General features: G+C 75.0%; 21 protein-coding genes. 18 read left to right on the forward strand and 3 right to left on the reverse strand.

Annotation, left to right across the window (positions count from 1 at the left end):
* The first annotated feature begins 29 nt into the window (after nt 1–29).
* Nucleotides 30–299, forward strand: a complete 270-nt coding sequence (locus HUT16_RS23695) for an acyl carrier protein (protein WP_176190097.1) — start codon at nt 30–32, stop codon at nt 297–299.
* Nucleotides 300–520: 221 nt separating this feature from the next.
* Here the strand turns inward: HUT16_RS23695 and HUT16_RS23700 are convergent, their stop codons facing one another.
* A complete protein-coding gene (locus tag HUT16_RS23700; RefSeq protein ID WP_176190098.1) occupies nt 521–961 on the reverse strand; it encodes a nuclear transport factor 2 family protein in 441 nt (146 codons plus the stop codon).
* A gap of 173 nt (nt 962–1,134) precedes the next feature.
* Here HUT16_RS23700 and HUT16_RS23705 point away from each other — a divergent pair, with 173 nt between their 5' ends.
* From HUT16_RS23705 to HUT16_RS23755, 11 genes are all read left to right on the forward strand, one after another.
* A complete protein-coding gene (locus tag HUT16_RS23705; RefSeq protein ID WP_176190099.1) occupies nt 1,135–1,917 on the forward strand; it encodes an SDR family NAD(P)-dependent oxidoreductase in 783 nt (260 codons plus the stop codon).
* A gap of 29 nt (nt 1,918–1,946) precedes the next feature.
* The gene (locus HUT16_RS23710) at nt 1,947–2,897 is read left to right on the forward strand and encodes an aromatase/cyclase (RefSeq protein ID WP_176190100.1); all 951 of its coding nucleotides are present in this window, start codon (nt 1,947–1,949) and stop codon (nt 2,895–2,897) included.
* Nucleotides 2,890–5,058: an AMP-binding protein gene (locus HUT16_RS23715; RefSeq protein WP_176190101.1), complete on the forward strand. Its 2,169-nt coding sequence runs from the start codon at nt 2,890–2,892 to the stop codon at nt 5,056–5,058. Before HUT16_RS23710 ends, HUT16_RS23715 begins: the two co-directional genes overlap by 8 nt.
* Nucleotides 5,051–5,809, forward strand: a complete 759-nt coding sequence (locus HUT16_RS23720; protein WP_176190102.1) for an SDR family oxidoreductase — start codon at nt 5,051–5,053, stop codon at nt 5,807–5,809. The genes HUT16_RS23715 and HUT16_RS23720 overlap by 8 nt, the downstream gene beginning before the upstream one ends.
* A gap of 85 nt (nt 5,810–5,894) precedes the next feature.
* Nucleotides 5,895–7,136 carry an FAD-dependent monooxygenase gene (locus HUT16_RS23725; protein ID WP_176190103.1) on the forward strand — a complete coding sequence of 414 codons (1,242 nt, stop codon included), beginning with the start codon at nt 5,895–5,897 and terminating at the stop codon, nt 7,134–7,136.
* Nucleotides 7,137–7,432: 296 nt separating this feature from the next.
* On the forward strand, nt 7,433–8,497 hold the full coding sequence (locus HUT16_RS23730; RefSeq protein ID WP_176190104.1) for a glucose-1-phosphate thymidylyltransferase: 1,065 nt from the start codon (nt 7,433–7,435) through the stop codon (nt 8,495–8,497).
* Nucleotides 8,494–9,480 (forward strand): dTDP-glucose 4,6-dehydratase, encoded by a 987-nt coding sequence (gene rfbB, locus HUT16_RS23735; RefSeq protein ID WP_176190105.1) that lies wholly within the window; start codon nt 8,494–8,496, stop codon nt 9,478–9,480. Before HUT16_RS23730 ends, rfbB begins: the two co-directional genes overlap by 4 nt.
* Entirely contained in the window at nt 9,477–11,096 is a 1,620-nt protein-coding gene (locus HUT16_RS23740; RefSeq protein ID WP_176190106.1) for an FAD-dependent oxidoreductase, read from the forward strand. Before rfbB ends, HUT16_RS23740 begins: the two co-directional genes overlap by 4 nt.
* Nucleotides 11,097–11,426: 330 nt before the next feature.
* Nucleotides 11,427–13,088 (forward strand): AMP-binding protein, encoded by a 1,662-nt coding sequence (locus HUT16_RS23745; RefSeq protein WP_176190107.1) that lies wholly within the window; start codon nt 11,427–11,429, stop codon nt 13,086–13,088.
* Nucleotides 13,089–13,120: 32 nt separating this feature from the next.
* Nucleotides 13,121–15,316 (forward strand): anthranilate synthase component I, encoded by a 2,196-nt coding sequence (locus HUT16_RS23750; RefSeq protein WP_176190108.1) that lies wholly within the window; start codon nt 13,121–13,123, stop codon nt 15,314–15,316.
* Nucleotides 15,317–15,392: 76 nt separating this feature from the next.
* Nucleotides 15,393–16,796, forward strand: coding sequence for a class II 3-deoxy-7-phosphoheptulonate synthase (locus tag HUT16_RS23755; RefSeq protein WP_176190109.1), 1,404 nt, complete (start codon nt 15,393–15,395; stop codon nt 16,794–16,796).
* On the opposite strand, the gene HUT16_RS23760 is transcribed toward HUT16_RS23755, so the two are convergent.
* Nucleotides 16,769–17,428, reverse strand: a complete 660-nt coding sequence (locus HUT16_RS23760) for a TetR/AcrR family transcriptional regulator C-terminal domain-containing protein (protein WP_176190110.1) — start codon at nt 17,426–17,428, stop codon at nt 16,769–16,771. The two genes, HUT16_RS23755 and HUT16_RS23760, sit on opposite strands and share 28 nt — an antisense overlap.
* 157 nt (nt 17,429–17,585) lie before the next feature.
* Here HUT16_RS23760 and HUT16_RS23765 point away from each other — a divergent pair, with 157 nt between their 5' ends.
* Nucleotides 17,586–18,596: a ketoacyl-ACP synthase III family protein gene (locus tag HUT16_RS23765; RefSeq protein WP_176190111.1), complete on the forward strand. Its 1,011-nt coding sequence runs from the start codon at nt 17,586–17,588 to the stop codon at nt 18,594–18,596.
* A 55-nt stretch (nt 18,597–18,651) separates the two neighbouring features.
* Here the strand turns inward: HUT16_RS23765 and HUT16_RS23770 are convergent, their stop codons facing one another.
* The gene (locus HUT16_RS23770; RefSeq protein ID WP_176190112.1) at nt 18,652–20,361 is read right to left on the reverse strand and encodes an MDR family MFS transporter; all 1,710 of its coding nucleotides are present in this window, start codon (nt 20,359–20,361) and stop codon (nt 18,652–18,654) included.
* A 230-nt stretch (nt 20,362–20,591) separates the two neighbouring features.
* On the opposite strand from HUT16_RS23770, the gene HUT16_RS23775 reads away from it, so the two are divergent.
* The 5 genes from HUT16_RS23775 (at nt 20,592) to HUT16_RS23795 (ending at nt 26,813) form a co-directional block, all read left to right on the forward strand.
* A complete protein-coding gene (locus HUT16_RS23775) occupies nt 20,592–21,668 on the forward strand; it encodes a ketoacyl-ACP synthase III family protein (protein ID WP_176190113.1) in 1,077 nt (358 codons plus the stop codon).
* 38 nt (nt 21,669–21,706) lie between these two features.
* Complete coding sequence (locus tag HUT16_RS23780) at nt 21,707–23,392, forward strand: MDR family MFS transporter (protein WP_176190114.1); 1,686 nt, start codon at nt 21,707–21,709, stop codon at nt 23,390–23,392.
* A gap of 141 nt (nt 23,393–23,533) precedes the next feature.
* Nucleotides 23,534–24,196, forward strand: coding sequence for a TetR/AcrR family transcriptional regulator C-terminal domain-containing protein (locus tag HUT16_RS23785; protein ID WP_176190115.1), 663 nt, complete (start codon nt 23,534–23,536; stop codon nt 24,194–24,196).
* A gap of 61 nt (nt 24,197–24,257) precedes the next feature.
* Nucleotides 24,258–25,451, forward strand: coding sequence for a nucleotide disphospho-sugar-binding domain-containing protein (locus HUT16_RS23790; protein WP_254897963.1), 1,194 nt, complete (start codon nt 24,258–24,260; stop codon nt 25,449–25,451).
* Nucleotides 25,452–25,592: 141 nt separating this feature from the next.
* On the forward strand, nt 25,593–26,813 hold the full coding sequence (locus HUT16_RS23795) for a nucleotide disphospho-sugar-binding domain-containing protein (protein ID WP_176190116.1): 1,221 nt from the start codon (nt 25,593–25,595) through the stop codon (nt 26,811–26,813).
* Nucleotides 26,814–26,958: the final 145 nt, after the last annotated feature.

Raw genomic sequence — 26,958 nt, forward strand, 5'->3', positions numbered from 1 at the left:
GGCACCCCACCACGGAAGGAACCACCGACATGTCCCAGATGACCCTGGACGAGCTGACCACCCTGCTGCGCGAGTGCGCGGGCGAGGACGAGAGCGTCGACCTCAGCGGCGACGTCCTCGACACCCCGCTGGACGACCTCGGCTACGACTCGCTGGCGGTCCTGCAGACCACCGGCCGGATCGAGCGCGAGTACGACATCGAGCTGGCCGAGGACACCGTCGCCGAGGCCCACACCCCGCGCCTGCTGCTGGAGTTCATCAACGCCAGCCTCGCCGAGCAGGCCGCCGTCGCCGCCTGACGCGCCGACGCGGCGACACGCACCCGCAGCGCGGAACCGCGCGGTCCGGAGGGCTCACCCCGAGCAGCCCTCCGCACCGCGCGGTTCCGGCGTTCCGGCGTTCCGGCGCGCCGCCCGGGAGAGCCGCCCGCCCGCCCGGTCCCGGACGCGCACGTGCCGGTGCCCGCCGCCTCCGGGGGAGAGAGGCGGCGGGCACCGGCGGGGGAGGTGGAACGGGGGGATCAGAGGTCGTCGCGGTACACCTGGCGGTCCTTGACCAGCCAGGCGCCGTCGGCGCCGCGCACCAGCAGGTCCTCGCACACGGTGCTGACCTTGACGATCGCCTGGCCGCCCTTCGGGGTCTCGATCACCAGGGCGTAGCAGCGGCCGAACGCGGCGTCCTCGCCGCGCGGCTCGACCGAGACCATGCCCAGCCAGTGGCGGCGCTGGATGCCCTTGGCCGCGTAGGCGTCGGTGGCGGCCTGGGCGGCCGAGGTGATCCCGGCCCGGCCGACGGCCGGCTCCGGGTGGGCGTTGGCGGCGAAGACGCCGTCCTCGGTGAAGGTGTCGGCCCACTCGGCGACCCGGCCGCTGTCGAGCAGCTGCATCTGCCGGGCGTAGAACTGCTGGACCTCGAAGTACAGCTCGGCGGTGGCGGGCACCTGCGCCGTCACGGTGGTCATGGGGTGGTCCTCTCAGCTGGCAACCCGTCGGTTCTGACAGCGACGAGCCTGGCCGTCCGGGGTCGCACGGTCCTCGAACGGAACTGGAGCAGCGGCGTCCAGTGCCGCTCGATCGGGTGTCGAGAAGGCGTCGGCACGCTGGTCGCGTCGACCCACCGAGAGGAGAGCACAGGATGACCGGCGAGCAGAGGGTGGCCCTGGTGACGGGCGCGACCAGCGGGATCGGCCTGGCCGTCGCCCGCGGCCTGGCGACCAGCGGCCTGGCGGTGTTCATCTGCGCGCGCAACGCGGAGACGGTCGAACTGACCGTCAAGGAGCTGCGCGCCGAGGGCCTGGAGGTGTCCGGCACCACTGCCGACATCCGCCGCCCCGAGCAGGTGAAGGCCCTGGTGGACGCCGCGCTGGAGCAGTACGGCCGGATCGACGTGCTGGTGAACAACGCCGGCCGCAGCGGCGGCGGCGTCACCGCGCAGATCGCCGACGAGCTCTGGTACGACGTGATCGACACCAACCTGAACAGCGTGTTCCTGACCACCCGCGAGGTGCTCAACCGGGGCGGCCTGCAGGAGCGCGGCTGGGGCCGGGTGGTCAACATCGCGTCCACCGGCGGCAAGCAGGGCGTCGTGCTGGGCGCCCCCTACTCGGCCTCCAAGCACGCCGTGGTCGGCTTCACCAAGGCCCTCGGCCTGGAGCTGGCGAAGACCGGCGTCACCGTCAACGCGGTGTGCCCCGGCTACGTGGAGACCCCGATGGCGCAGCGGGTCCGGCAGGGCTACGCGGCCGCGTACGACGCCACCGAGGACCAGATCCTGGAGCGCTTCCAGGCCAAGATCCCGCTCGGCCGCTACTCGACCCCCGAGGAGGTGGCCGGCCTGGTCGGCTACCTGGCCACCGACACCGCCGCTTCCATCACCGCGCAGGCGCTGAACGTCTGCGGCGGGCTGGGCAACTACTGAGCCCCGCCGCGGGCCGAAGGAGACCTGACATGTCCGACACCCTGCAGCAGTACCGCACCCTGCACAGCACCGCCGTCGACGCCCCCGCCGAGACGGTCTACCGGATCGTCGCGGACGTCACCACCTGGCCGCAGTACTTCGCGCCCAACGTGCACGTCGAGCACCTGGAGCAGACCGCCGGCAGCGAGCGGATCCGGATCTGGGCGACCGCCAACGGCGAGGTCAAGAGCTGGGTCTCGCGCCGCGAACTGGACGCCGAGAACCTCAAGGTGACCTTCCGCCAGGAGGTGTCCCAGGCGCCGGTGGCCTCGATGGGCGGCACCTGGCTGGTCACCCCGGTCGACGAGGGCCACTCCCTGCTGGAGCTCCACCACGACTTCACCGCGGTCGACGACCTGCCGGAGAACGTCGCCTGGATCAACGCCGCGCTGGACCGCAACAGCGAGTCCGAGCTGGCCGGCATCCGGCAGATCGCCGAACTGGGCGCCGAGCTCGACGAGCTGGTCTTCAGCTTCGACGACACCGTGCACGTGGCCGGCGCCGGCGCGGACGTCTTCGACTTCCTCAACCGGGCCGACCTGTGGCCCGAGCGCCTGCCGCACGTCGCCGCGCTCGACCTCCAGGAGGACGTCCCCGGCGTCCAGGTGATGGCGATGGACACCAGCACCGCCGACGGCTCGGTGCACACCACCAAGTCGATCCGGGTGGTGTTCGGCGAGGACCGCATCGTCTACAAGCAGATCGCCGTGCCCGCGCTGATGACCGCGCACACCGGCCGCTGGACCATCGTCCCGGTCGAGGGCGGCGTCGACGTCACCTCCCGGCACACCGTCACCCTCAAGCCGTCCGCGATCGAGCGGATCCTCGGCGAGGGCAAGACCGTCGCCGACGCCCGCGCCTACGTGCACCGGGCGCTGAGCACCAACAGCACCACCACGCTCAAGCACGCGGCGGCCTTCGCGGAGGCCCGCCGTGGCTGACCGGACGCCGTCCGGGGCCGGCCGGCTGGACGCGCTGCCCGCCCGGGCCGCCGCCGCGCACCCCGGGCGCACCGCCGTCACCGACGGCACCGCCGCGCTGGACTTCGCCGCGCTGGACGCCCGGGCCACCGCGGTGGCCCGGGCCCTGGCCGAGCGGCTGGACGGCCCCGGCACCGTCGCGGTGGCCTCCGCGCTGCACCCGGACTTCGCGGTCGCCTACTACGGCGCCGCCCGGGCCGGCCAGGTCGTCGCGGTGGTCAACCCGCTGATCCCGGAGATCGGCGTGCGGCACGTGCTGGCCACCAGCCGGGCCCGGCTGGCCTTCGTCGACGCCGGGCTGCTGCCCAAGCTGAACGCCGTCCGCGCCGACCTGCCCGACCTGCGCGAGGTGGTGCTGATCGGCGGCGCCGAGGACGGCACCACCCCGACCCTGGACGAACTGGTCGACACCGCCCCCGCCGACGAGGGCTGGCGGCCGCCCGCCGTCGACCCCGACGACACCGCCTGCATCCAGTTCACCAGCGGCACCACCGGACTGCCCAAGGCCGTCCGGCTGACCCACCGCAACCTGACCGTCAACGCCGAGCAGATCGCCGCCGCGCACCTGCTCGACGCCGACGCCGTCACCCTCAACCACTTGCCCACCTACCACCCGATGCACCTCAACTCGGCCGTCGCCGCGGCCGCCACCCAGGTGCTGTGCACCGCGCCCGAACCGGTCGACGCGGTGCACGCCGCCAACACCCACGGCGCCACGCACTTCTACAGCCTCCCGGTCCGGCTCGCCCGGCTGGCCGCCGACCCGGCCCTCGACGGGCTGGCGCTGCGCACCGTCACCCGGATCGCCTCCGGCGGCTCCGCGCTGCCGGTGGAGGCCGCCCGCACGCTCACCGAGCGCTTCGGCATCCCGGTGTTCCAGGGCTACGGCCTGGCCGAGACCTCGCCGCTGACCCACAGCGACGACCCCGACCACCCCGCGCACGGCTCGGTCGGCCGCCCGGTCCCCGGCACCGAGTGCCGGGTGGTCGACCTGGACAGCGGCGCCGAACTGCCCGCCGGACAGCCCGGCGAGGTGCAGCTGCGCGGCCCGCAGGTGATGAAGGGCTACCTGGGCGGGCCCGAGCGCGCCCCGGACGAGTGGTTCACCACCGGCGACATCGGCCGGACCGACGAGCAGGGCCGGCTGTTCCTGGTCGACCGGCTCGGCGACGTGTTCAAGGTCGACAACTTCCTGGTCGCCCCGTCCGAGGTCGAACAGGCCCTCACCGCCCACCCGCTGGTCCGCGAGGCCGTGGTGGTCGGGCTGCCCGACGGCCACGGCTACCGGGTGGCCGGCGCGCTGCTGGTGCTGGACGAGCCCGAGCGGCTCGCCGAGGTGCTCGGGCAGGTCAACGCCGAGCTGCCCTACTACCAGCGGCTGGTGCACGCCGAGGCGGTCGACACGATCCCGCGCTCGGGCAACGGAAAGATCCAACGCCGGGTCCTGGGCGGGCAGTTCGCCGCCCGGCTGGGCCTGAGCGACCCGCAGACCGAAGGGAGCGAGGGCATGGCCGCCCCGCTGTTCACCGTCATCAACACCTTCGTCCTCAAGGACCCGGCCGGCGGCGAGGCGTTCGAGCAGCGCTTCCTCGACCACGTCCAGTGGATGCGCGCCCAGTTCGGCTTCCGCGCCCACCAGGCGGTGCGCGACACCGTGGACACCGGCGTGTACGTCAACTTCGGCTGGTGGGCCACCCCCGCCGACTTCCAGCAGGTGCTGGGCAGCGAGACCTTCCAGGCGCACGCCAAGGAGTTCCACCAGCTGGTGGACGTCCAGGCCGAGCCGTCCACGGGCGTGCTGCGCGTCGACGGCGAGGACACCGGCACCGTGCTGGCGGTCGAGCGCTTCACCGTCACCGGCGACGCCGAGAAGTTCGAGGCCGCCTTCGCCGCCTGGACCGCCGCCGCCCAGCGGGTCGGCCTCGCCCAGGCCGACCTGGCCAAGGCCCTGATGCGCCCCGGCGGCTACACCGCGCTCACCCGCTGGGCGGACGCGGCGGCCCTGGCGGCGGCCCGCGCGCTGCCCGAGCACGCCGACCTGGCCGCGCTCGCCGACTCCGAGGCCCGCACCGCCGCGCCGGTGGCCGGCACCCGCACGCCCGCGGTGCCCACCGGTGTCTGAGCACTCCGACCTCCGGCTGGCGGGCCGCACCGCCGTCGTCACCGGGGCGACCCGCGGCGTGGGGCTGGCGGTCGCCCGCCGGCTCCGCGCCGGGGGCGCCCGGGTGGTGGTCAACTACGCGCACTCCGACCAGGACGCCGAACTGGCCCTCAAGGAGCTCGACGGCCTGCCCGGCGCCTCGGTCGCCGTCCGGGCCGACGTCACCACCGCCGCCGGGCTCGACCTGCTGCTCGGCGAGGTCCGCGACCGGTACGGCCGGCTCGACGTGTTCGTCCACAACGCCGCCCCCTGGCGGCCCACCCCCGCCGTCGGCGGTGACGCCGCGGCGGTCACCGCCGCCGTCGGCGCCGCCCTCGACCCGCTGCTGCGCGGCGGCGCCCGGATCGCCGAACTGATGGGCGGCGGGCCGGGCCGGATCGTCGCGGTCTCCAGCAGCGGCGCCCGCTCGGTGGTGCCCCGGTACGTCGCCGCGGGCGTCGCCAAGGCCGCGCTGGAGAGCCTGGTGCGCTACCTGGCGGTCGAACTGGCGGGCCGCGGCATCACCGTCAACGCGGTCTCCACCATGAAGCTCGACAAGGGCCCGGCCACCCCGCAGCCCGAGGTCGCCGCGGCCCTCGCCGCCCGCACCCCGGCCGGCCGGCTCACCACCCCGGAGGACCTGGCCGACGTGGTGGCCCTGCTGTGCAGCCCCGAAGCGGCCTGGCTGCACGGCCAGACCGTCACCGCCGACGGCGGGCTCGGCCTGCTCTAGGGCCGGAACACCATCTGCCGGACACCACCGGCCGCACACCCCGGCCGCACACCCCCGGCCGCACCCCACCGAGAGGAGCTGTTCCATGACCGAGGAGGACACCGGCCGCGAGGCCGGTGCGGACGTCTGCGTGGTCGGCGCCGGACCGGCCGGGCTGGTGCTGGCCCTGCTGCTGCTGAAGTCCGGGCTGCGGGTCGCCGTGGTCGAACGCGCCCGCGCCCACCAGCGGGAGTTCCGCGGCGAGATCCTGCAGCCCGGCGCGATGGCGCTGCTGGACCGGCTCGGCGTGCTCTCCGGCGCCCGCACCCGCGGCGCCCACCCGCACGAGCGGTTCCGGCTGGTCGAGGGCGAGCGGGTGCTGCTCGACATCGACTACCGCCGACTGCCCGCCCCGCACGACCACCTGCTGAGCCTGCCGCAGGCCCACCTGCTGGACGAACTGCTGCTGCACTGCGAGAAGTTCGAGGGCTTCGCGTACTTCGACGGCCACCGGGTCGGCGAACTGCTCCGGGAGGACGGCCGCACCACCGGCGTCCGGGCCGGCGCGCTGACCGTCCGGGCCCCCGTGGTGGTCGGCGCGGACGGCCGCTACTCCAAGGTGCGCAAACTGGCCGGGATCGAGGCCGGCCGCACCGAGGCCTTCGACCTGGACGTGCTCTGGTTCAAGCTCAAGCTGCCCGAGCGCGCCCCGGGCGAGCGCCGCGACGTGCGGGTCTTCCGCGACGGCGGCAACCCGGTGCTCGCCTACGACTCCTACCCCGACGGCGCGCAGATCGGCTGGACCCTGCCGCACAAGGGCTACCAGGAGATCGCCGGCCGCGGCATCGAGCACATCAAGGAGCAGCTGGCCGGGGCGATCCCGCCGTACGCCGAGCTGATCCGCGAACAGATCCGCTCACCGCGCGACGTCACCCTGCTGGACGTGTTCTCCGGCCGCGCCGAACGCTGGGCCGACGACGGCCTGGTGCTGATCGGCGACGCCGCGCACACCCACAGCCCGATCGGCGCCCAGGGCATCAACCTGGCGATCCAGGACGCGGTGGTGCTGCACCCGATCCTGGTGCGGGCGCTCGCCGACGGCGACACCTCGGCCGCCCGGCTCGGCGAGTTCGAGGCGCGGCGCGGGCCGGACATCGCCGCCGTGATGAAGCTCCAGGGCCTGCAGAGCAAGGCCATGCTCTCCACCGGCGGCCTGGCCGCCCGGATCCGGCCCAAGCTCGCCGGGTTCGTCCAGCGCACCCCGCTGGGCCGCAAGATCCTCGACCGGATCGCCTTCGGCAACCGCCGGGTGCGGATCGCCGAGGAGTGCTTCACCGACCGCGGCTGACCCCTGCCTCCTGATCCCTACCTGCGTACCGCCCGCTCGCCCGTCCGTCCGTCCGCACGACCGCGCCCCGGGGCGCCCCGCCGATCCAGTCCGGCGGGGCGCCCCTTCGGCGTGCCCGGGCGCGGGCCGGCCCGGGGGCGCCGGTGCCGCGCGGCCGGCCGGTGCGGCATCGTTCCAGGTCGGGGCCGGGTGCAGTCCGCTTCCAGCGTTTCTCGACCGGACGCTCGGATCCTCCCGCTGTCCGGGAGCCCGGTGCACGCCGTACTCGCTGAGAAGATTCGCTGAGAAGAGGATCCATGAAGGCTCTGGTGCTGTCAGGTGGGTCGGGCACCCGCCTGCGACCCTTCACCTACTCCATGCCCAAACAGCTGATCCCGATCGCCAACCGCCCGGTCATCGAGCACGTGCTCGACGGCATCCGCGCCCTCGGCGTCACCGAGGTCGGGGTGGTCGTCGGCGAGCGCCGCCCGGAGATCGAGGCCGTGCTCGGCGACGGCTCCGCGCTCGGCGTGCGGATCACCTACCTGAGCCAGCAGCAGCCGCTCGGGCTGGCCCACGCGGTCTCCGTCGCCCGGGAGTTCCTCGGCGACGACGACTTCGTGATGTACCTGGGCGACAACATGCTGCCGCAGGGCGTCACCGAGATCGCCGCCGAGTTCCGGGCCGAGCGGCCCAGCGCCCAGGTCGTGGTGTGCAAGGTCCCCGACCCGCGGGCGTTCGGCGTCGCCGAGGTCGACCCGGACGGCCGGGTGCTGCGGCTGGTGGAGAAGCCGGCCCAGCCGCGCAGCGACCTCGCGCTGGTCGGGGTCTACTTCTTCACCCCGGACATCCACCGGGCGGTCGCCGCGATCGTGCCCAGCGCGCGCGGCGAGCTGGAGATCACCGACGCCATCCAGTGGCTGGTCGCCGAGGGCGCCGACGTCCGGGCCCGCGAGTACTCCGGGTACTGGAAGGACACCGGCCGGGTGGAGGACGTCCTGGAGTGCAACCGGGAGCTGCTGGACGGGATCACCCGCTCGGTGCGCGGCGAGGTCGACGAGCGCAGCGTCCTGATCGGCGAGGTGATCGTCGAGGAGAGCGCCCGGGTGGTCAACTCCCGGATCGAGGGGCCGGTGGTGGTCGGCCGCGGCAGCGTGGTGGAGAACAGCCACATCGGCCCGCACACCGCGATCGGCCGGGACTGCCTGCTCAGCGACACCTGGGTGGACCACTCGATCGCGCTGGACGGCGCCACGGTCTCCGGCGTCCGCGGCGTGCACGGCTCGCTGATCGGCCGGTCCGCGGCCGTCACCAGCGTGCGCAGCAAGCACCACCACCGCCTGGTGGTCGGTGACCACACCCAGGTGGAGGTGGCGGCATGAAGGTCCTGGTCACCGGTGGTGCCGGTTTCATCGGATCGCACTACGTGCGGACCCTGCTCGCGGACGGCTACCCCGGCGCCGAGGGCGCCGAGGTCACCGTCGTCGACAAGCTGACCTACGCGGGCAACCGCGAGAACCTGCCGGCCGCCGACCCCCGGCTGCACTTCGTGCACGGCGACATCTGCGACCTCGACCTGCTGCTGCGGCTGATGCCCGGCCACGACGCGGTGGTGCACTTCGCCGCCGAGTCGCACGTCGACCGCTCGCTGGAGTCGGCCGCCGAGTTCGTCCGCACCAACGTCGGCGGCACCCAGAACGTCATGGAGGCCGCGCTGCGCTCCGGCGTCGGCCGGGTGGTGCACGTCTCCACCGACGAGGTGTACGGCACCATCGACGAGGGCTCCTGGACCGAGGAGTGGCCGCTGCTGCCGAACTCCCCGTACGCCGCCTCCAAGGCCGGCTCCGACCTGATCGCCCGCGCCTACTGGCGCACCCACGGGCTGAACGTGTCGATCACCCGCTGCTCCAACAACTACGGCCCGTACCAGCACCCCGAGAAGCTCATCCCGCTGTTCACCACCAACCTGCTGGAGGGCCGGCCCGTCCCGCTGTACGGCGAGGGCGCCAACATCCGCGAGTGGCTGCACGTGGACGACCACTGCCGGGCGATCCAGCTGGTGCTGGAGGGCGGCCGCCCCGGCGAGGTCTACAACGTGGGCGGCGGCAACGAACTGACCAACCGGCAGATCACCGAACTGCTGCTGGACCACCTCGGCGCCGACTGGAGCGCCGTCCGCAAGGTCGCCGACCGCAAGGGCCACGACCTGCGCTACTCGCTCGACGAGAGCAAGATCCGCGAGGAGCTCGGCTACCGGCCGCAGGTCCCGTTCGCCCGCGGCCTGGCCGAGACCGTCGACTGGTACCGCGACAACCCGGCCTGGTGGAAGGCCGTCAAGCACCGCGAGGAGGAGCAGGCAGCATGAGCGACGCACAGGTACTCGTGGTCGGCGCGGGCCCGGTCGGGCTGACCGCGGCCCACGAACTGACCCGGCACGGCGTGAAGGTCCGGCTGGTCGACGCCGCGAGCGGACCGGCCACCACCAGCCGCGCCCTGGCCACCCACGCCCGCACCCTGGAGACCTACGACCAGATGGGCGTGCTGGACGACCTGCTGCCCCGCGGCCAGCGCGTCGAGCACTTCACGCTGCACCAGAACGGCCGCCGGCTGGTCCGCTTCGACACCGACTACAGCCGGCTGCCCACCCGCTTCCCGTTCACCCTGATGGTCGACCAGGTGATCACCGAGGAGGTGCTGCGCACCGCCGTCGCCCGGCTCGGCGTCCAGGTCGAGTGGGGCGTGCGGCTGGAGGAGTTCGAGGACGGCGGCGACGGCGTCACCACCGTGCTCCGGCTGCCCGACGGCAGCGCCGAGACGGTCGGCTTCGACTGGCTGGTCGGCTGCGACGGCGGCCGCAGCACCGTCCGCAAGAAGCTCGGCATGCCGCTGCTCGGCGACTCCAGCGAGACCTGGCTGATCGCCGACGCGATCGTCGACTGCGACCTGCCCCGGGACAGCATCCACTGGATGCGCACCCCCGCCGGGACCGTGATGATGGTCCCCTTCCCGGACCCGGGCAAGTGGCGGCTGCTGGACACCGCCGACGCCTCGTACGAGAGCGACGAGGCGGTGGCCCGCCGCTTCGCCGAGAAGATCGCGACCGGCACCGGCAAGCCCGCCCGGGTCGAACTCCCGAGCTGGGTATCGGTGTTCACCATCCAGCAGCGGATGATCGAGAAGATGCGCCGGGGCCGGGTGCTGCTCGCGGGCGACGCCGCCCACGTGCACAGCCCCGCCTCCGGGCAGGGCATGAACACCGGCGTCCAGGACGCCGTCAACCTGTCCTGGAAGCTCGCCGCCGTCCTGGCCGGACAGGCCGGGGAGGAACTGCTCGACAGCTACGGCGAGGAGCGCGTCCCGGTCGGCGCCGAACTGCTCCGGTCGACGAAGATGGCCACCATGCTGGTGCAGCTGCGCAGCCGCCGGGCCGCCGCCGCGCTGCGCACCCTGTTCACCGTGCTGCGCAACCTCAAGCCGGTGAAGTCCAAGCTGGAACGCAAGATCATGGGCGGCATGTCGGCCCTCGGCCTCGGCTACGGCGCCGGGCCGCTCGCCCTGCCGGACGGGCCCGCCGGGCCCGGCACGGCCAAGGTCGCCCCCGGCGGCCGGATCGCCCTGGTCACCGACCCCACCCCCGGCTGGGAACTGCTGCTGGACGAACTGCGCACCCCCGGCTGGACGCTGCTGTCCTTCGCGGTCGAGGCCGACCACGCCGAACTGCGCCGCCTCGCCGAGGCCTGGCCCGCCGTCCGGGTCCGCACCGTGGTGCGCACCGGCCGCCCCGACGTCCCCGGCCCGCTGGCCGACCCGGACGGCCGGATCGCCGCCGACCTCGGCGTGCCGGCCGGCGGCTGGCTGCTGGTCCGCCCCGACGGCTACCTGGCCGCCTCCGGGCCCGGCCTGACCGCCTCCGGGCCCGAGCGGGCGCTGCGCGCCCTGGGGCTGCGCGAGCACGCCGCCGACCCGCTACCCGCCCGCTGAGGCCCGGTCGGCGGCCGCGGGCCGCACCGGGGACGCGGCGGCGCGCGACGGCCGATCCGGGTGCCCGCACGGGCACCCGGGCCGGCCGCGCCCCGCCGCGCCTTTCCGTGCCCTCCCGCGCCCTTGTCGTCGCGCACCCCCTCTTCCGTTCTGCCGCAGGGCCGGTCCGACCACCCGTCGGGCCGGCCCTCGCGCGTGCCCGCGGGCCCGGGCGCCGGGCCCGGCGCCCGGGCCCGGTTCGAGGCGGACTCCACCCCCGGTGCAGCAGGGCTCAGGCGGGCGTTCCGACACTCCCGCAACCGGACCCCGGCCACCACGTACGGAGGAGCCATGGCACACCCGTCCCCGAGCGGACACGTCGACACCTTCACCCGCGACCGCCTGCCGCCGGCCGGGGAGTGGCCCGAACTGGTGCGCGACCTGCCCGAGTTGGCGTACCCGGACCGGCTGAACGCCGCCGCCGAACTGCTCGACGGCACCATCGCCCGGCTCGGCGGCGACCGCCCCTGCCTGATCGACGACGCGGGCACCACCTGGTCCTACGCCGAACTGCGCGACACCACCGACCGGATCGCCCGGGCGCTCACCGAGGACCTCGGCGTGCTGCCCGGCCACCGCGTCCTGCTGCGCGCCCCCAACACGCCCTGGCTGGCCGCCTGCTGGCTGGCCGTGCTGAAGGCCGGCGCGGTCGCCGTCACCACCCTGACCCTGCTGCGCACCGGCGAGCTGCGCACCGTCGTCGACCGGGCCCGGCTGCGGCTGGCGCTCTGCGACGAGCGGCACACCGAGGACCTCGACCCGCTGGCGGCGGAGGGCCTGCGGGTCGTCCGGTTCGGCGGCGCGGACAGCGAGCTGGCCCGGCTGGCGGCGGCCCGGCCCGGCCCGTTCCGGGCGGTGGACACCGCCGCGGACGACGTGGCGCTGATCGCGTTCACCTCCGGCACCACCGGGGTGCCCAAGGCCACCGCGCACTTCCACCGCGACGTGCTGGCCATCGCCGACACCTTCTCCGCGCACGTGGTGCGCCCGCGCCCCGACGACGTGTTCGCCGGCACCCCGCCGCTCGCGTTCACCTTCGGCCTCGGCGGGCTGCTGGTCTTCCCGCTGCGGGTCGGCGCCGCCAGCCTGCTGCTGGAGCGCGCCACCCCCGACGAACTGTTCGCCGCCGTCGCCCGGCACCGGGTCACCGTGCTGTTCACCGCCCCCACCGGCTACCGCGCGGTGCTCCCGCACCTCGACCGCTACGACCTGGGCACCCTGCGCCGCTGCGTGTCGGCCGGCGAGACCCTGCCGGTCGCCACCTGGCGGGCGTTCCGGGACGCCACCGGCATCCGGCTGATCGACGGCATCGGCTCCACCGAGATGCTGCACGTGTTCATCTCCGCCGCCGACCACGAGATCCGCCCCGGCGCCACCGGCCGGGTCGTCCCCGGCTTCCGGGCCCGGATCGTCGACGAGGACGGCCGCCCGGTGCCCGACGGGCAGCCCGGCCTGCTCGCCGTCCAGGGCCCCACCGGCTGCCGCTACCTGGACGACCCGCGCCAGCGCACCCAGGTCAGGGACGGCTGGAACCTCACCGGCGACACCTACGTCCGGGACGCCGACGGCTACTTCTGGTACCAGGCCCGCTCCGACGACATGATCGTCTCGGCCGGGTACAACATCGCCGCCCCCGAGGTCGAGCAGGCCCTGCAGACCCACCCCGCGGTCGCCGAGTGCGGCGTGGTCGGCGTCCCCGACCCCAAGCGCGGCAACGTGGTCAAGGCCTTCGTGGTGCTCGCCCCCGGCACCCCCGCCGACCAGCGCACCGCCACCGAGCTCCAGGCGCACGTCAAGTCCGCCATCGCGCCCTACAAGTACCCGCGGATCGTCGAGTTCGTCGACCGGCTGCCGCACGGCAACACCGGCAAGCTCCAGCGCAACGTGCTCCGCGCGGTCGCCGCCCAGCCGCTGCCGGCCCCCGCCCGCGACGCGTTCGAGCCCGTCGCCTGACCACCCGCACCCGCCACCCGAGGAGAACCGCGATGACCGTGCTCGACACCGCCGCCCCCACCGCCGGCCAGTGGTCCTGGACCACCCCCGCCGGCGTCCGGATCACCCGCACCACCGAACCCGCCGGCAGCGCCGCCCTGGCCCGCACCCGGCTGGAGGCCGCGCTCGACGGGCGCAGCGGACTGCTCGCCTTCCAGGGCGCCGACAGAGCCGTCGGCTACGTCGACCCGCCGCTCGCCCTCACCGCCCGCGGCGACCGGCTGGAGCTGCACGCCCTGAACGCCCGCGGCCGGCTGCTGCTGCCCGCGCTGCGCACCGCCCTGGCCGTTACCCTCGTCCTGGAGGCCGACGGACCCGACCGGCTGCACGGCCGGATCCCGGCCGGCCCCGACGGCTTCCGCGAGGAGGACCGCACCCGGCAGGCCGGCGTCTTCACCGCCGTCCGCGCGCTGACCGCCGCCCTCACCGCCCCCGACGACCGCCTGCTGGGCCTGTACGGCGCCTTCGGCTACGACCTGGTGCTCAAGCTGCTGCGGGTCGAGGCCCGCCAGGAGCGCGCCGCCGCCGACCGGGACCTGGTGCTGCATCTGCCCGACGAGATCCTGGAACTCGACCTGCGCCGCGACGAGGCCGTCCGGCACCGCTACGCCTACGCGGTGGACGGCGCGAGCACCGCCGAACTGCCCGGCGGGAACGAGGAGTCGGCGTTCCGCCCGGGCGTCCCGGACGAGCCGCGCGACCACCGGCCGGGGGAGTACGCCGAGGTGGTGGCCCGGGCGATGCCGCTGTTCCGGGCCGGCGACCTGTTCGAGGTCGTCCCCGGCCAGGTGTTCCGGCGGGCCTGCCCGGCCCCGCCGTCCGAGCTGTTCCGCCGGCTGCGGGAGTCCAACCCGGCCCCGCACAGCCTGCTGATGAACCTCGGCGGCGGCGAGTACCTGGTCGGCGCCTCCCCGGAGACCTTCGTCCGGGTGCGCCGCGAACTCGGCGCCGACCGCGACCGGCTGGTGGTGGAGTCCGCCCCGATCAGCGGCACCGCCCCGCGCGGCCGGGACGCCGTCGAGGACGCCGAGCGGATCCGCGAACTGCTCGGCTCGGTGAAGGAGGAGTCCGAGCTGACCATGTGCACCGACGTGGACCGCAACGACAAGGCCCGGGTCTGCGAGCCCGGCACCGTGCGGATCACCTCCCGGCGCAGCATCGAGCTGTACTCCACCCTGATCCACACCGTCGACCGGGTCGAGGGCGTGCTCAGCCCCGACCGGGACGCCCTGGACGGCTTCCTCACCCACCTGTGGGCGGTCACCGTCACCGGCGCGCCCAAGCTCGCCGCCGTCGAGTTCCTGGAGCGCGAGGAGCGCTCGCCGCGCCGCTGGTACGGCGGCGCGGTCGGCCGGATCGGCTTCGACGGCACCCTGGAGACGGTGCTCACCCTGCGCACCATCCAGATCCGCGACGGCGTGGCCACCGTCCGGGCCGGCGCCACCCTGCTGCACGACTCGGTGCCCGCGGCCGAGGAGGCCGAGACCGAGCTCAAGGCCAGCGCCCTGCTGGCGGTGCTGGACCAGGAGCGCCCGCGCCGCCCCGCCGCCGGGCCCGCCGCCCGCACCGCCGGGCCCGGCGCGGGCCGCCGGATCCTGCTGATCGACCACCAGGACTCCTTCGTCCACTGCCTCGCCGACTACTTCCGCCGCACCGGCGCCACCGTCGACACCTACCGGGCCGGCCGGCACCTGTCGCTGCTCAGCGGCACCCGCCCCGACCTGGTGGTGCTCTCGCCCGGCCCCGGCCGCCCGCACGACTTCGCGGTCGGCGCGACCATCGCCGAGGCCCGCCGGCTCGGCCTGCCGGTGTTCGGCGTCTGCCTCGGCCTGCAGGGCCTGGTCGAGTACTTCGGCGGCCAACTCGGCGTCCTGGACCGGCCCGTGCACGGCAAGCCGTCCGAGGTCCGGGTGCTCGACCCGCAGAGCCCGCTGCTGGCCGGGCTGCCCGAGCGGTTCCGGGTCGGCCGCTACCACTCGCTGTACGCGCTGCCCGACCGGCTGCCCGCCGAGCTGCGGATCACCGCCGAGACCGCGGACGGCGTGCCGATGGCGGTCGAGCACCGCGACGAGCCGCTGGCCGCCGTCCAGTTCCACCCCGAGTCGCTGATGAGCGGCCAAGACGGCGTCGGCGAACGGCTCGTCGCCAACGCCGTCGCCGCCCTCACCCGCACCGCCGCCACCCGCTGACCGACCTCCGGAAACCGGCCCCAGGCCCAGGAACAGGAAGGAGCGCTGCGCCGGCCCGCACCGCGCAGCCCACACCATGACGACCGTTCCGCTCGAAGCCCCCGTCCGCACCCTCCACCGCTCCTGGCGCGACCTGCCCGCCGACCAGCAGCCCGACTGGCCCGACCCGGTGGCGCTGCGCCGGGTGCTGGCCGACCTGTCCGCCGCCCGCCCGCTGGTCTCGGCCGGCCAGTGCGACCGCCTGCGCGACCGGCTCGCCGCCGTCGCCCGCGGCGAGGCCTTCCTGCTCCAGGGCGGCGACTGCGCGGAGACCTTCGACGGCGTCTCGGCCGGCCAGGTCAGCGACAAGGTCCGCACCCTCCAGCAGATGGCCCTGCTGCTCACCCAGGCCTCCTCGCTGCCGGTGGTCAAGGTCGGCCGGATGGCCGGCCAGTACGCCAAGCCGCGCTCCAGCGGTCACGAGACCCGCGACGGCCGCACCCTGCCCTCCTACCGGGGCGACGCCGTCAACGGGGCCGGCTTCACCGCCGACGAGCGCCGCCCCGACCCCGAGCGGCTGCGCACCGCCCACCGCACCGCCGCCCGCACCCTGGAGCTGATCCGGGCCGCCAGCGACGGCGGCAGCGCCGACCTGGAACGGGTGCACGCCTGGAACCGGGACTTCGTGGCCGACTCGCCCGCCCGCGAGCGCTACCGCGGCCCGGTGCGCGACTTCGAGGCCACCCTGCGGCTGCTGCGCGCCTTCGGCGCCCGCGGCGGCGGCATCGGCGGCCCCGCCGAGGTGTTCACCAGCCACGAGGCGCTGCTGCTGGACTACGAGGACGCGCTCACCCGGCTCGACCCGTACACCGGCGCCCGCTACGCGCTGTCCGCGCACCTGCTGTGGATCGGCGAGCGCACCCGCCGGATCGACGGCGCGCACGTGGCGTTCGCCGCCTCGCTGCGCAACCCGGTCGCGGTCAAGATCGGGCCGACCGCCGAACCGGACGAGGTGCTGGAGCTGGTCCGGCGGATCGACCCGCACGGCGAGCCCGGCCGGCTCACCCTGATCTCCCGGATGGGCGCCGGCGCCGTCCGCGACCGGCTGCCCCGGCTGGTCGAGCGGATCGCCGCGGCGGGAGCCCCGGTCGCCTGGGTGTGCGACCCGATGCACGGCAACACCGTGCAGGCCCCCACCGGCCACAAGACCCGCCGGCTGGACGACGTGATGGACGAGGTCACCGGCTTCTTCGAGGTGCACCGGGCGCTCGGCACCCACCCCGGCGGCCTGCACCTGGAACTCACCGGCGAGGAGGTCACCGAGTGCGTCGGCGGCTCCCACGAGGTCACCTTCGCCGACCTGCCGCGCCGCTACGAGACCGGCTGCGACCCGCGGCTCAACCGCAGCCAGTCCGTCGACCTGGCCTTCCGCACCGCCGAACTGCTGCGCGGCCAGGGCGGGCGGACGGGCCGTCAGGCCGCCGCGGCCTTCCCCAGGTAGACCGTCAGGCCCTCGACCAGGATCTCCAGGCCCGCGGCGAAGGTCTGCCGCGGGGTGTCCGGCGACCACTGGGTCAGCCGGGCCGCCAGGTGCGGGAACCGCCCGGCGTCGAACGGCGCCGCCGCGGCCCCCCGCGGCCCGTCCCCGCCGTCCGGATCGAAGCCCTCCGGCCCGATCTGCGGGCTGCTCTGCTCCTGCAGCACGAAGCCCGTCACGTAGCTCATCACGGCGTCCCCCGCGGCGGCGGTCGCCGCCAGCGGGGCGCCCGAGTGCCCCAGTACCTCCATCAGCCGCTCCGCGAAGCCCAGCCGGTTGGGGCCCAGCGCGGACGCCCCGGCCAGCAGCCGGGCGCCGTCCCGGTGCGCCAGCATGGCCGCCCGCATCGCCCGGGCCAGCGCCGCGGTCCGCTCGGTCCAGTGCGCACCGGCCGGGCCGGCCTGCTCCGGCACCTCGCCGAGCACCCGCTCGGCCAGCGCGTCCAGCAGGTCCTGCTTGCTGGCCACGTGCCAGTACAGCGCGCCCGGGCGCACCCCCAGCTCGGTCGCCAGCCGGCGGGTGCTCAGGCCGTCCAGCCCGGTGTCGTCCAGCAGCCTCATCGCGGCGTCGACCACGTCGGTCCGTTGCAGCGGCATCGGGTGTCACCTCGTTCTCTCCGCCGCGCCGTGGTACGGGCGCGGCCAGGGGTCCCATCGTAGGGAAGCGGTACTCCAGGGGGCTTCGAGGCCGCCGCCGCAGAATCGACGCGCCCGGGGCCCACCGCCCGGAACCCCCAGTACGCAGGAGGAAACCGTGCAGGTCGACAGCGTCTTCTTCAGGGCGCTCGGGACGCACGTGCCCGAGTCCGTGCCGCCGCCGGCCCCCGACGCCCAGTCCTCCGAGGAGGGCGGCCTCACCGGAGCCCTGGTCGCCGGGGACGTGGCGCCGCCGGAGCTCGCGGCCCGCGCCGTCCGGCAGGCCTTCGCGCGCGGCGCCGTCGACCCCGCCGACATCGGGCTCCTGCTGCACGCCTCGGTCTTCCACCAGGGCCCGGACGGCTGGCTGCCGCCCTCGTACATCGCCCGCGAGACGCTCGGCACCGACGTCCCCGCGATCGAGGTCCGGCAGGGCTGCAACGGCCTGTTCAGCGCGCTGGAGCTGGCGATCGGCCGGCTCGTCACCGACCCGTCCCACCCGGCCGCGCTGCTCACCTCGGCGGAGAACTTCGACTCCCCGCTGGTGGACCGCTGGACCGCCCACCCCGGCTCGTACCTCGGCGACGCCGGCGTCGCCCTGGTGATCGACCGGCGCGGCGGCTTCGCCCGGCTGCGCTCGCTGGCCACCGTCTCGGTGCCGCAGCTGGAGCAACTGCACCGCGGCGCCGAACCGCTCTTCCCGCCCGGCGCCACCGCCGGGCGGCCGCTCGACTTCGGCGCCCGGGTGCGGGAGTTCGCCGAGCTGAAGCTGGTGCCGGACGGGCAGGAGCTGCTCGGCAAGGCCCGCGACGAGGTGCTGGCCCGGGTGCTGGCCGAGTCCGGCACCCAGCTGGACGAGGTCGCCTGGGTGGTGTCGATGAACAACTCCCGCCCGCACGTGGCCAAGCGGCTGATCGAACCGCTCGGGCTGCCGATGGAGCGCTCCGGCTGGGAGTTCGGCCGCGGCTTCGGCCACCTCGGGGCGAGCGACCAGTTCGTCACCCTGGAGCGGATCGTCGCGGCCGGCCGGGTCGCCCCCGGCGACCGGGTGCTGATGCTGGGCGTCGGGCCCGGCATCTCGATCGGCGCCGCGGTGGTGGAGATCCTCGAGGTGCCCGACTGGAGCTGATCCGGAACCGGACCGGGCCCGGGGCGAGCGACCGCCCCGGGCCCTTCCGCGCCGCTCACCGCAGGGTGCTCGGCGCGCTGTCGTCCTCCGGGCCGCGCGGCCCGGCCACCGCCGCGCCCCCGGCCGCGGTCGTGCTCCCGGCCGCCGCCGGGCTCCCGGCCACCGCCGCGCCCCCGGCCAGGGACTCGTCGCCCAGCTCGCTGGCCAGCGCCTCGAAGTCGTCGATCTCGCGCAGCTGCATCTCCTTGAGCAGGAAGGAGAGCAGGAAGGCCACCAGCATCACCGCGGCGGCGACCAGGAACACCACGTCCAGCGAGCCGGTGAAGGCGTCCACCGCGGCGTCCCGGGCCGAGCCGGCCAGGTGCGCCAGGCCCTCCGGCTTGAGGCCGGCCGGCAGTTCGGGGTGGAGCGCCACCCGGGCGTCGAACCGGTTGGCCAGGATCGCCCCGAACACCGCCGCGCCGCAGGACTGGCCCAGGGTGCGCAGGAAGATCGCCGAGGTGGTGGCCGAGCCCAGTTCGGCGTTCGGCACCGAGTTCTGCACCGCCTGCACCAGCACCTGCATCAGCAGGCCCAGGCCTGCGCCCAGCAGCAGCAGGCCGCCCGCCAGCAGCCAGTACGAGCTGCCCGCCGAGAGCAGGCCGAGCACGCCCAGGCCGGCCGCGGAGACCGCCGCGCCGATGATCGGGAAGATCCGGTAGCGCCCGTCGCGGGCCGAGATCACGATGCCGGAGCCGATCGAGGAGACCAGGATGCCCAGGATCATCGGCATCATCCGCAGGCCGGTCTGGGTCGGGTTGAGGCCGTTCACCAGCTGCAGGTACAGCGCGACGTAGGTGATCGCGCCCATCATCGCGAAGCCCACCACGAACAGCATCGGACCGGAGACCGCGACCGTCCGCACCCGGAACAGGCTCAGCGGGACCAGCGGCTCGGGGGCCTTCGCCTGCCGCCACAGGAACAGCCCCAGCAGCGCCGCGCCGCCCGCGCCCAGCACCCAGATCAGCGGGTCCGACCACGGGTACTCGGTACCGCCCCAGGTGGTCATCAGCAGCAGCAGGGCGGTGCCCGCGGAGGCCAGCAGCGCGCCCAGGTAGTCGACCCGGTGCGAGCGCTGCTCGTGCGGCAGCTTCAGCAGGGTGACGACCATGGTGATGCCGACCGCGCCGATCGGCAGGTTGACGTAGAAGATCCAGCGCCACGAGGTGTGCAGGCCGAACACCGTGTGGTCACCGGTCAGGAAGCCGCCGATCAGCGGGCCGGCGATGGTCGCGAGCAGGATCACGATGCCGGCGATGCCCTGGAACTTCGCCCGGTCCTTGGGCGCCACCGAACGGGCCATCAGGATCAGCGACACGCTGTACAGGCCGCCCGCGCCGATGCCCTGCAGGGCCCGGAAGGCGATCAGCTGCCCCATGCTCTGCGCGACGCCGCACAGCCCGGAGGCGACCAGGAAGCCGACGGCGGAGAACAGGAACACCCGCTTGGCGCCGAAGATGTCGGCGATCCGGCCGTACAGCGGCTGGGTCGCGGTGGAGCCCAGCATGTAGGCCCCGATCACCCAGGACATCAGGCTGACGCCGTTCACCGGGTCGAGGTCGCGGGCGATCGGGAACACCGAGACCGCGGTGACGGTCTGGTCGAGGGCGCTCAGGAACGAGGTGACCACCACGCCCACCAGGGCCCAGATCATCCGCCGGCTCGGCCTGGCGCCGGCGGTCGGCGAGCCCGCGGGCTCGGGTGCGGTGCTCCGTGCGACGGCCATGACGACACTCCCCGGAAAATTGAACGGTGACCAATTGGTCAGTGTTCAATTTAGCCACGGCCCCGGCACCGCGCAAGCCCCGCAAGGGTGACGGCGCGTCCCGGGCGCCCCGCGCGCGGGCTCCACCCGGACTCGAGCGGCGGCCGAGCGGCGGCCCGCAGACTCGGTGGGCCATCGTCCGGCGACCGCTGTCGCGCGCCGGGGCCGCCCGGGAGCGAGGAGAAATTGACGTGCGCACGCCGAATATTTACCTGGGCGCGCTCGGCGTCCACCTTCCCGACCGCGTCGACACCGAGGACGCGATAGCCCGGGGGCAGTGCGACGCCGACCAGCTCGCCGTGCACGGCCTCACCGGCGCGCTCGTCGCCGAGGACACCCCGGCCGTCGACCTGGCGGTCGCCGCCGGCCGCGCCGCGATGGAGCGGTACGGCTGGAGCGGCGAGGAGTTCGACGCCTTCATCCACGTCGACGTCTTCAACCAGGGCCTGGAGCTCTGGCACCCGGGCGCCTACGTCGCCCGCCGGCTCGACGCCCGCCCGGTCCCGGCCTACGAGGTCCGGCAGGCCTGCACCGGCGTGCTCGCCGCGTTCGAGCTCGCCGTCGGGCAGCTCGCCGCCGACCCCGACCGGCAGTCCGTGATGATCACCTCGGCGGACAACTTCTCGCACCCGAACACCGACCGCTGGCGGCTGTGCCCCGGCTTCCTCTTCGGGGACGCCGGCACCGCCGTGGTGCTCACCCGGCGCCCCGGCTTCGCCCGGCTGCGCGCCGTCAACACCGTCACCATCTCCGCCCTGGAGCAGATGCACCGCGGCGTGGAGCCGATGTACCCGCCCCACCTCCCGCTGGAGCAGCCGATCGACCTGGTCCGGCGCATGGTCGAGTTCCGCACCCACGGCGGCGAGGCGGTGGCCGCCGGCCGCGACCTGCTGGTCAAGGGCCAGGACGAACTGATCCGCCGCACCCTGGACGAGGCCGGGGTCGAACTCTCCGACGTCACCCGGGTCGCCTTCACCCACATGAGCGGCAAGGGCACCGAGGACCGGGTCATGGAACCGCTCGGCCTGCCGATGTCCGCCTCGACCTTCGAGATCGGCCGCTCCCTCGGCCACGCGGGCGCCAGCGACCCGCTGCTCGACCTGGACCAGCTGCTCCTGCGCGGCGAACTCGCCGCCGGGGACCACCTCCTGGTCGTCGGCCTCGGTGCCGGCATCACCCTCGGCGCCGCCGTGGTCGAGATCCTCGACCCGGCCGCCCACCTCCCCGTCCAGGCGGGTCCCCGCGACGCGTCCGGCCCGACCGGCTGACCCGCGACGACCACCGCCACATCCGAATGGAGAACCCCATGAGTGCCCCGACGACCGCCGCGGGGGCCGCCGCCCCGGTCGGCGACCGGTTCCTGATGACACCACGACAGGTCAAGTGGACCGTCGCCGGCGTCATCCTGGCCGCCATGCTCAGCGCCCTCGACCAGGCCATCGTCGCCGTCGCGACGCTGCCGATCGTCCGCGACCTCGACCCCGCCTCCGGCATCGACCTGATGCCCTGGCTGATCACCGCCTACATGCTGGCGTCCACCGCCACCCAGCCGCTGTACGGCCGGATCTCCGACATCTTCGGCCCGCGCCGGGTCTTCCTGTCCGCGGCCGGCATCTTCGTGGCCGGCTCGGCCCTGTGCGGCGTCTCGCAGAGCATGGTCCAGCTGATCGGCGCCCGGGTCATCCAGGGCCTCGGCGCCGGCGGCCTCTACAGCGTCTCGCTGATCGTGCTCGCCACCGTGGTCGCCCCCAAGGACCGCCCGAAGTTCCAGGGCATCGCCGCCGTGGTCATCCTGGTCTCCACCGTCCTCGGCCCCATCCTCGGCGGCTACCTGACCGGCGACCACGCGCTGTTCGGCATGCACACCAACTGGCGCTGGATCTTCTACGTCAACCTGCCGATCGGCCTGGTCGGCCTGGCCGTCGTCCACTTCACCCTGAAGCTGCCCAAGCGCTCCCGCGGCCGCGACCTCGACCTGCTCGGCTCGGCGCTCGCCGTGGCCGGCACCTCCGCGATCCTGCTGCTCACCACCTGGGGCGGCAACCGCTACGCCTGGGGCTCCTGGCAGATCCTCGGCCTGGCCGCGGCCGGCGTCGCCCTGCTGGCGCTGTTCGTGTGGCGGCAGGCCCGGGCGGCCGAACCGATCATCCCGCTGCGGCTGTTCCGCGAGCCGGTGGTCGCCATCGCCACCCCGATGCTGTTCGTGATGGGCTTCGCCATGATGGGCGGCATCATCTACGTCGCCACCTACCTCCAGGTGGTCTTCGGCTACTCCGCCACCTCGGCCGGCCTGCACATGATCCCGCTGGTCATCGGCATGCTCGGCGCCTCGATCGCCTCCGGCGGGATGATCTCCTCCCGCGGCGGCTACAAGATCTTCCCGATCATCGGCTCCGCCGCCTCGGTGGCCGGCCTCGCCCTGCTCGGCCTGATGAAGCCCGACAGCAGCTACTGGCTGCTGGCCGTCGCCGTGTTCCTGCTCGGCATCGGCATGGGCCTGCTGATGAGCGTCCTGCTGCTGGCCGTGCAGAACGCCGTCCCCTCCCGGGACCTCGGCACCGGCACCACCACCGCCACCTACTTCCGCACCCTCGGCCAGTCCTTCGGCGGCGCGGTGTTCGGCGCCATCCTCACCGTCAACTACGACTCCTTCATCGACGGCAAGGGCGTCCAGGCCCCCGGCGAGCACGGCTTCCACGCCGAGAAGCTCGCCGCCCTCCCCGCCCAGGCCCGGGACCTCGCGATCCGCGCCTTCTCCGACGCCACCGACCGGGTCTTCCTGGTCGCCGCCGGCGTCCTGGTGATCTCCCTGCTGCTCTCCTTCTTCCTGCGGGACATGCCGCTGCGGGAGATCAGCGACATGGACGTCATCGACCTGGAGCACGAGGTCGTCCACGACGAGGCCGCCGGGCCGGCCGGGTCCGCCACCGCCGCCCGCACCGGCGCGGGACCGGCCACCGGCACCGCACCGCAGCCCGCCACCAGCGGCTGAACCCCGCCAGAACGGCCCCCGGCCCGCCGGGGGCCGTTCCCGCATGCCGCCCACGTGCCGCCCACGTGCCGGCCGCATGCCGTCCGCACGACGCCCCGTACGGCACCCGCGCGCCGCGCGCGGGGAGACCCGAGGAGAACCATGGCCCTGCGCCGCGACCAGGTCGTCCGCTCGGCCCTCGAACTGCTCGACGAGGCCGGCCTCGACGCCCTCTCCACCCGCCGCCTCGCCGAACGGCTCGGGGTCCGGCCCGGCGCCCTCTACTGGCACGTCGCCAACAAGCAGGAACTGCTCGCCGGCGTCGCCGACCTGATCCTCGGCGAGGTCGTCGCCGGCCTCGCCCCGCCGCACGGCCCCTGGCAGCAGCAACTGCGCCGCCTCGCCGTCGCCGTCCGCACCGCGCTGCTCGCCCACCAGGAGGCCGCCCGGCTGGTCGCCACCGCCCAGGCCGCCCCCGGCCCGACCAACGCGATGCGGATCGCCGAACGGATCATCGCCGTCCTGCGCGGCGCCGGCTTCGACCTGACCACCGCCGCCTTCGCGGGCGACGCCCTGCTCAGCTACATCACCGGCTTCGCCCTCCAGGAGGACGCCCGCGGCCCCCGCACCAGGGACGACGCCCGGGCCCGCGAACTCGCCGGCGCGCTGCGGGCCGAGGGCTTCCCGCACATGGCCGACTGGCTCACCGAGTGGCCCGTCGACCGCACCGAACCCTTCCTGGCCGGCCTCGACCTGCTGCTGCGCGGCCTCGCCACCGCGCTTCCCGCTCCCGCGCTTCCCGCCGCCGCCGCGTCCGGCCCCTGAACGCCCGCCGCCGGTCCGGCCCCCGAACACCCCGAACACCCCGAACACCCCCGATCCCTCCGTGAGCACCGACAGAGAGGACACCGCCGTGCGCGTCCTGCTGATGGCCAGCCCCGTTCCCACGCATCTGCTCCCGCTGCTCCCGGTCGCCTGGGCGGCCCGGGCGGCCGGCCACGAGGTGCTGGTCGCCGGCCAGCCCGACCTGGTCGGGGCCGCCCGGGAGGGCGGTCTGCCGATCGCCGTGATCGGGCACGAGCAGCGCGAGATCGAGACCCGCCGGGAGCGGCGCGCCCGGGGCGAGGCCGACCCCGGCGCGGAGGGCGGCTCGCGCCGGGAGCCGCCGTGGGAGTCCCTCGCCGAGCGCTGGCGGGCCCGGGTCGAGGACGTGCTCGACCCCGCCCTCGACCTGGCCGGGCAGTGGCGGCCGGACCTGGTGCTGGCCGACCCGCTGGAGTACGCCTCGCTGGTCGTCGGCGGCGTCCTGGGCGTCCCGGTGGTCCACCACCGCTGGGGCGTCGACTCGTTCAGCAGCCGCAGCTTCGACCGCGTCCAGCAGGCACTGGCGCCGACCTGCGCCGCGCACGGCCTGTCCGGGCTGGCCGGGCCCGACCTGGTGCTCGACCCCTGCCCGCCCAGCCTCCAGCACCCGGAGGCCGCGCCCGCCACCCCCGTCCGCTTCGTGCCCAGCAACGGCACCGGGGTGCGCCCGGACTGGGCCGCCCGCCCCGCGGACCGGCGCCGGATCTGCGTCTCGCTGGGGCTGCGCACCCTCGCCCTGGAGGGCCCGGCGGTGCTGGCCGGCGCGCTGCGCGGCCTGGCCGAGCTGCCCGGCACCGAGACGGTGGCCACCGTCGGCGCCGAGCACCGGGAGGCCCTCGGCCCGCTGCCCGGCAACGTCCGGCTGGTCGACCCCACCCCGCTCGACCTGTTCCTGGACGGCTGCGACCTGGTGGTCCACCACGGGGGCAGCGGCACCGGCCTGGCCGCGATCGGCCGCGGCCTGCCGCAGCTGGTCCTGCCGCAGACCCCGTGGACCGCCGAGCACGCCGAGCGCACCACCGAGCTCGGGGCCGGCCTGAGCCTGCCCGCCGCCGAGCAGCAGCGCGACCCGGCGGCGGTGGCCTCCGCCGCCGCCCGGCTGCTGGAGGAGCCGGCCCACCGCGCCGCCGCCGCCGTGCTGCGCGCCGAGATGCTGGCCACCCCGGCGCCCGCGGACCTGGTCGCCGACCTGGCCGCCCTCGCCGCCGCGCGCTGAAGCCGTCCGTCCGCCGAAGCCGTTCGTGCGCCGAAGCCGCGCGCCGGGGCCGAGCGCCCCGCTCCGTTTTCCAGCCCCGTTCGAGCGGGGGACGGGACGCTGGACGCGTCGTCCGCCGAATCGAGCGCATGGAGGAGAACAGTGCGCGTCCTCTTCACCACTTGGGCCTCACCGTCCCACCTCTTCCCGATGGTCCCGCTGGCCTGGGCGTTCCAGGCGGCGGGCCATGAGGTGCGGGTCGCCGTCCCGCCGAACTGCACCGCCCACGTCAGCGGCGCCGGGCTCACCCCCGTCGCCGTCGGCCCCGCCCCCGAGGTCGCCCCGGCCGTCGGCAGCGGCCGGATCAAGGTCTGGCACGCGCAGAAGCCCTGGCCCGCGGACTGGCCGCTGCACCTCGACCAGCTCGACGAGGACCGGATCGCGCTGCTCGACATGCTCACCGACCGGCAGTGCGCGGTCGCCGAGAAGATGGTGCCGGACCTGCTGGCCTACGCCCGGCACTTCAAGCCCGACCTGATCGTCCGGGACGCCGGCACCTACGCCGGCGCGGTGGTCGCCGAGGTGCTCGGCATCCCGCTGGCCAGCCACCAGTGGGGCAGCCCGGCCGTCCTGGACTGCGAGCACACCTCGCCCGGCGGCCCGGCCCGCCCCGGCTACCGGGCGCTGTTCGAGCGCTTCGGGGCCGAGCCCGACGCGGGCACCGGCGTCTTCGTCGACCCCTGCCCGCCCAGCCTGCGCCTGCCCACCCCGGCGACCCGGCTGAACACCCGGATCGTCTCCTACAACGGCCCCGGCGAGCTGCCGGACTGGCTGCGCGAGGAGCCCACCGCGCCCCGGGTCTGCATCACCTGGGGCGTCACCGCGGGCAAGTTCGACCCCAAGTCGGCGCTGCCCGCGCCGCTCCAGCAGGCCGCGCACTCGCTGGCCGCGGCCGGCCTGGAGGTCGTCCTCGCCGTCACCGCCGCCCAGCGCGAGCTGATCGGCGAGCAGCCCGCCGGCATCCGGGCGGTCTCCATGCTGCCGCTGAACCTGTTGCTGCCCAGCTGCTCGGCCATCGTCCACCAGGGCGGCGGCGGCACCGCGACCACCGCCACCGGCGCCGGCGTCCCGCAGCTGGTGCTCTCCCCGCGCCCCGAGCAGATGCTCACCGGCGACCGCCTGGCCCGGGCCGGTGCGGCCCGGCACATCCCGTTCAACGAGCTGGCGGACGACGAGGCGGCCGGGCAGCGGGTGCACAAGGACGTCCTCGGCCTGGTCGAGGACCCGGCGCACCGGGCCGCCGCCCTGCGGCTGCGCGAGGAGTCGCTGGCCCAGCCCAGCCCGGCCGAGGTCGTCGAGCAACTGGTCGACCTGACCCGCTGAGCCGACGCACCGGAGCGGCCCCGACCCAAAGGTCGGGGCCGCTCCCGCACTGGCCGTTGGCGCACCGGCCGCTCCCGCACCGACCGCACCGGCCGCTGGCACACCGGCCGCTGGCACACCGGCCGTTGGCGCACCCGCCGTTGGC

The organism is Kitasatospora sp. NA04385, from assembly GCF_013364235.1.
Lineage (GTDB): Bacteria > Actinomycetota > Actinomycetes > Streptomycetales > Streptomycetaceae > Kitasatospora.

Excerpts from the sequence above, each read along its gene's own strand:
- HUT16_RS23750 (WP_176190108.1), top strand. The coding sequence starts at position 13,121 with ATGACCGTGCTCGACACCGCCGCCCCCACCGCCGGCCAGTGGTCCTGG.
- HUT16_RS23755 (WP_176190109.1), top strand. The coding sequence starts at position 15,393 with ATGACGACCGTTCCGCTCGAAGCCCCCGTCCGCACCCTCCACCGCTCC.
- HUT16_RS23730 (WP_176190104.1), top strand. The coding sequence starts at position 7,433 with ATGAAGGCTCTGGTGCTGTCAGGTGGGTCGGGCACCCGCCTGCGACCC.
- HUT16_RS23760 (WP_176190110.1), bottom strand. The coding sequence starts at position 17,428 with ATGCCGCTGCAACGGACCGACGTGGTCGACGCCGCGATGAGGCTGCTG.
- HUT16_RS23710 (WP_176190100.1), top strand. The coding sequence starts at position 1,947 with ATGTCCGACACCCTGCAGCAGTACCGCACCCTGCACAGCACCGCCGTC.
- HUT16_RS23785 (WP_176190115.1), top strand. The coding sequence starts at position 23,534 with ATGGCCCTGCGCCGCGACCAGGTCGTCCGCTCGGCCCTCGAACTGCTC.
- HUT16_RS23725 (WP_176190103.1), top strand. The coding sequence starts at position 5,895 with ATGACCGAGGAGGACACCGGCCGCGAGGCCGGTGCGGACGTCTGCGTG.
- HUT16_RS23770 (WP_176190112.1), bottom strand. The coding sequence starts at position 20,361 with ATGGCCGTCGCACGGAGCACCGCACCCGAGCCCGCGGGCTCGCCGACC.
- rfbB (WP_176190105.1), top strand. The coding sequence starts at position 8,494 with ATGAAGGTCCTGGTCACCGGTGGTGCCGGTTTCATCGGATCGCACTAC.
- HUT16_RS23700 (WP_176190098.1), bottom strand. The coding sequence starts at position 961 with ATGACCACCGTGACGGCGCAGGTGCCCGCCACCGCCGAGCTGTACTTC.
- HUT16_RS23695 (WP_176190097.1), top strand. The coding sequence starts at position 30 with ATGTCCCAGATGACCCTGGACGAGCTGACCACCCTGCTGCGCGAGTGC.
- HUT16_RS23705 (WP_176190099.1), top strand. The coding sequence starts at position 1,135 with ATGACCGGCGAGCAGAGGGTGGCCCTGGTGACGGGCGCGACCAGCGGG.
- HUT16_RS23745 (WP_176190107.1), top strand. The coding sequence starts at position 11,427 with ATGGCACACCCGTCCCCGAGCGGACACGTCGACACCTTCACCCGCGAC.
- HUT16_RS23740 (WP_176190106.1), top strand. The coding sequence starts at position 9,477 with ATGAGCGACGCACAGGTACTCGTGGTCGGCGCGGGCCCGGTCGGGCTG.
- HUT16_RS23780 (WP_176190114.1), top strand. The coding sequence starts at position 21,707 with ATGAGTGCCCCGACGACCGCCGCGGGGGCCGCCGCCCCGGTCGGCGAC.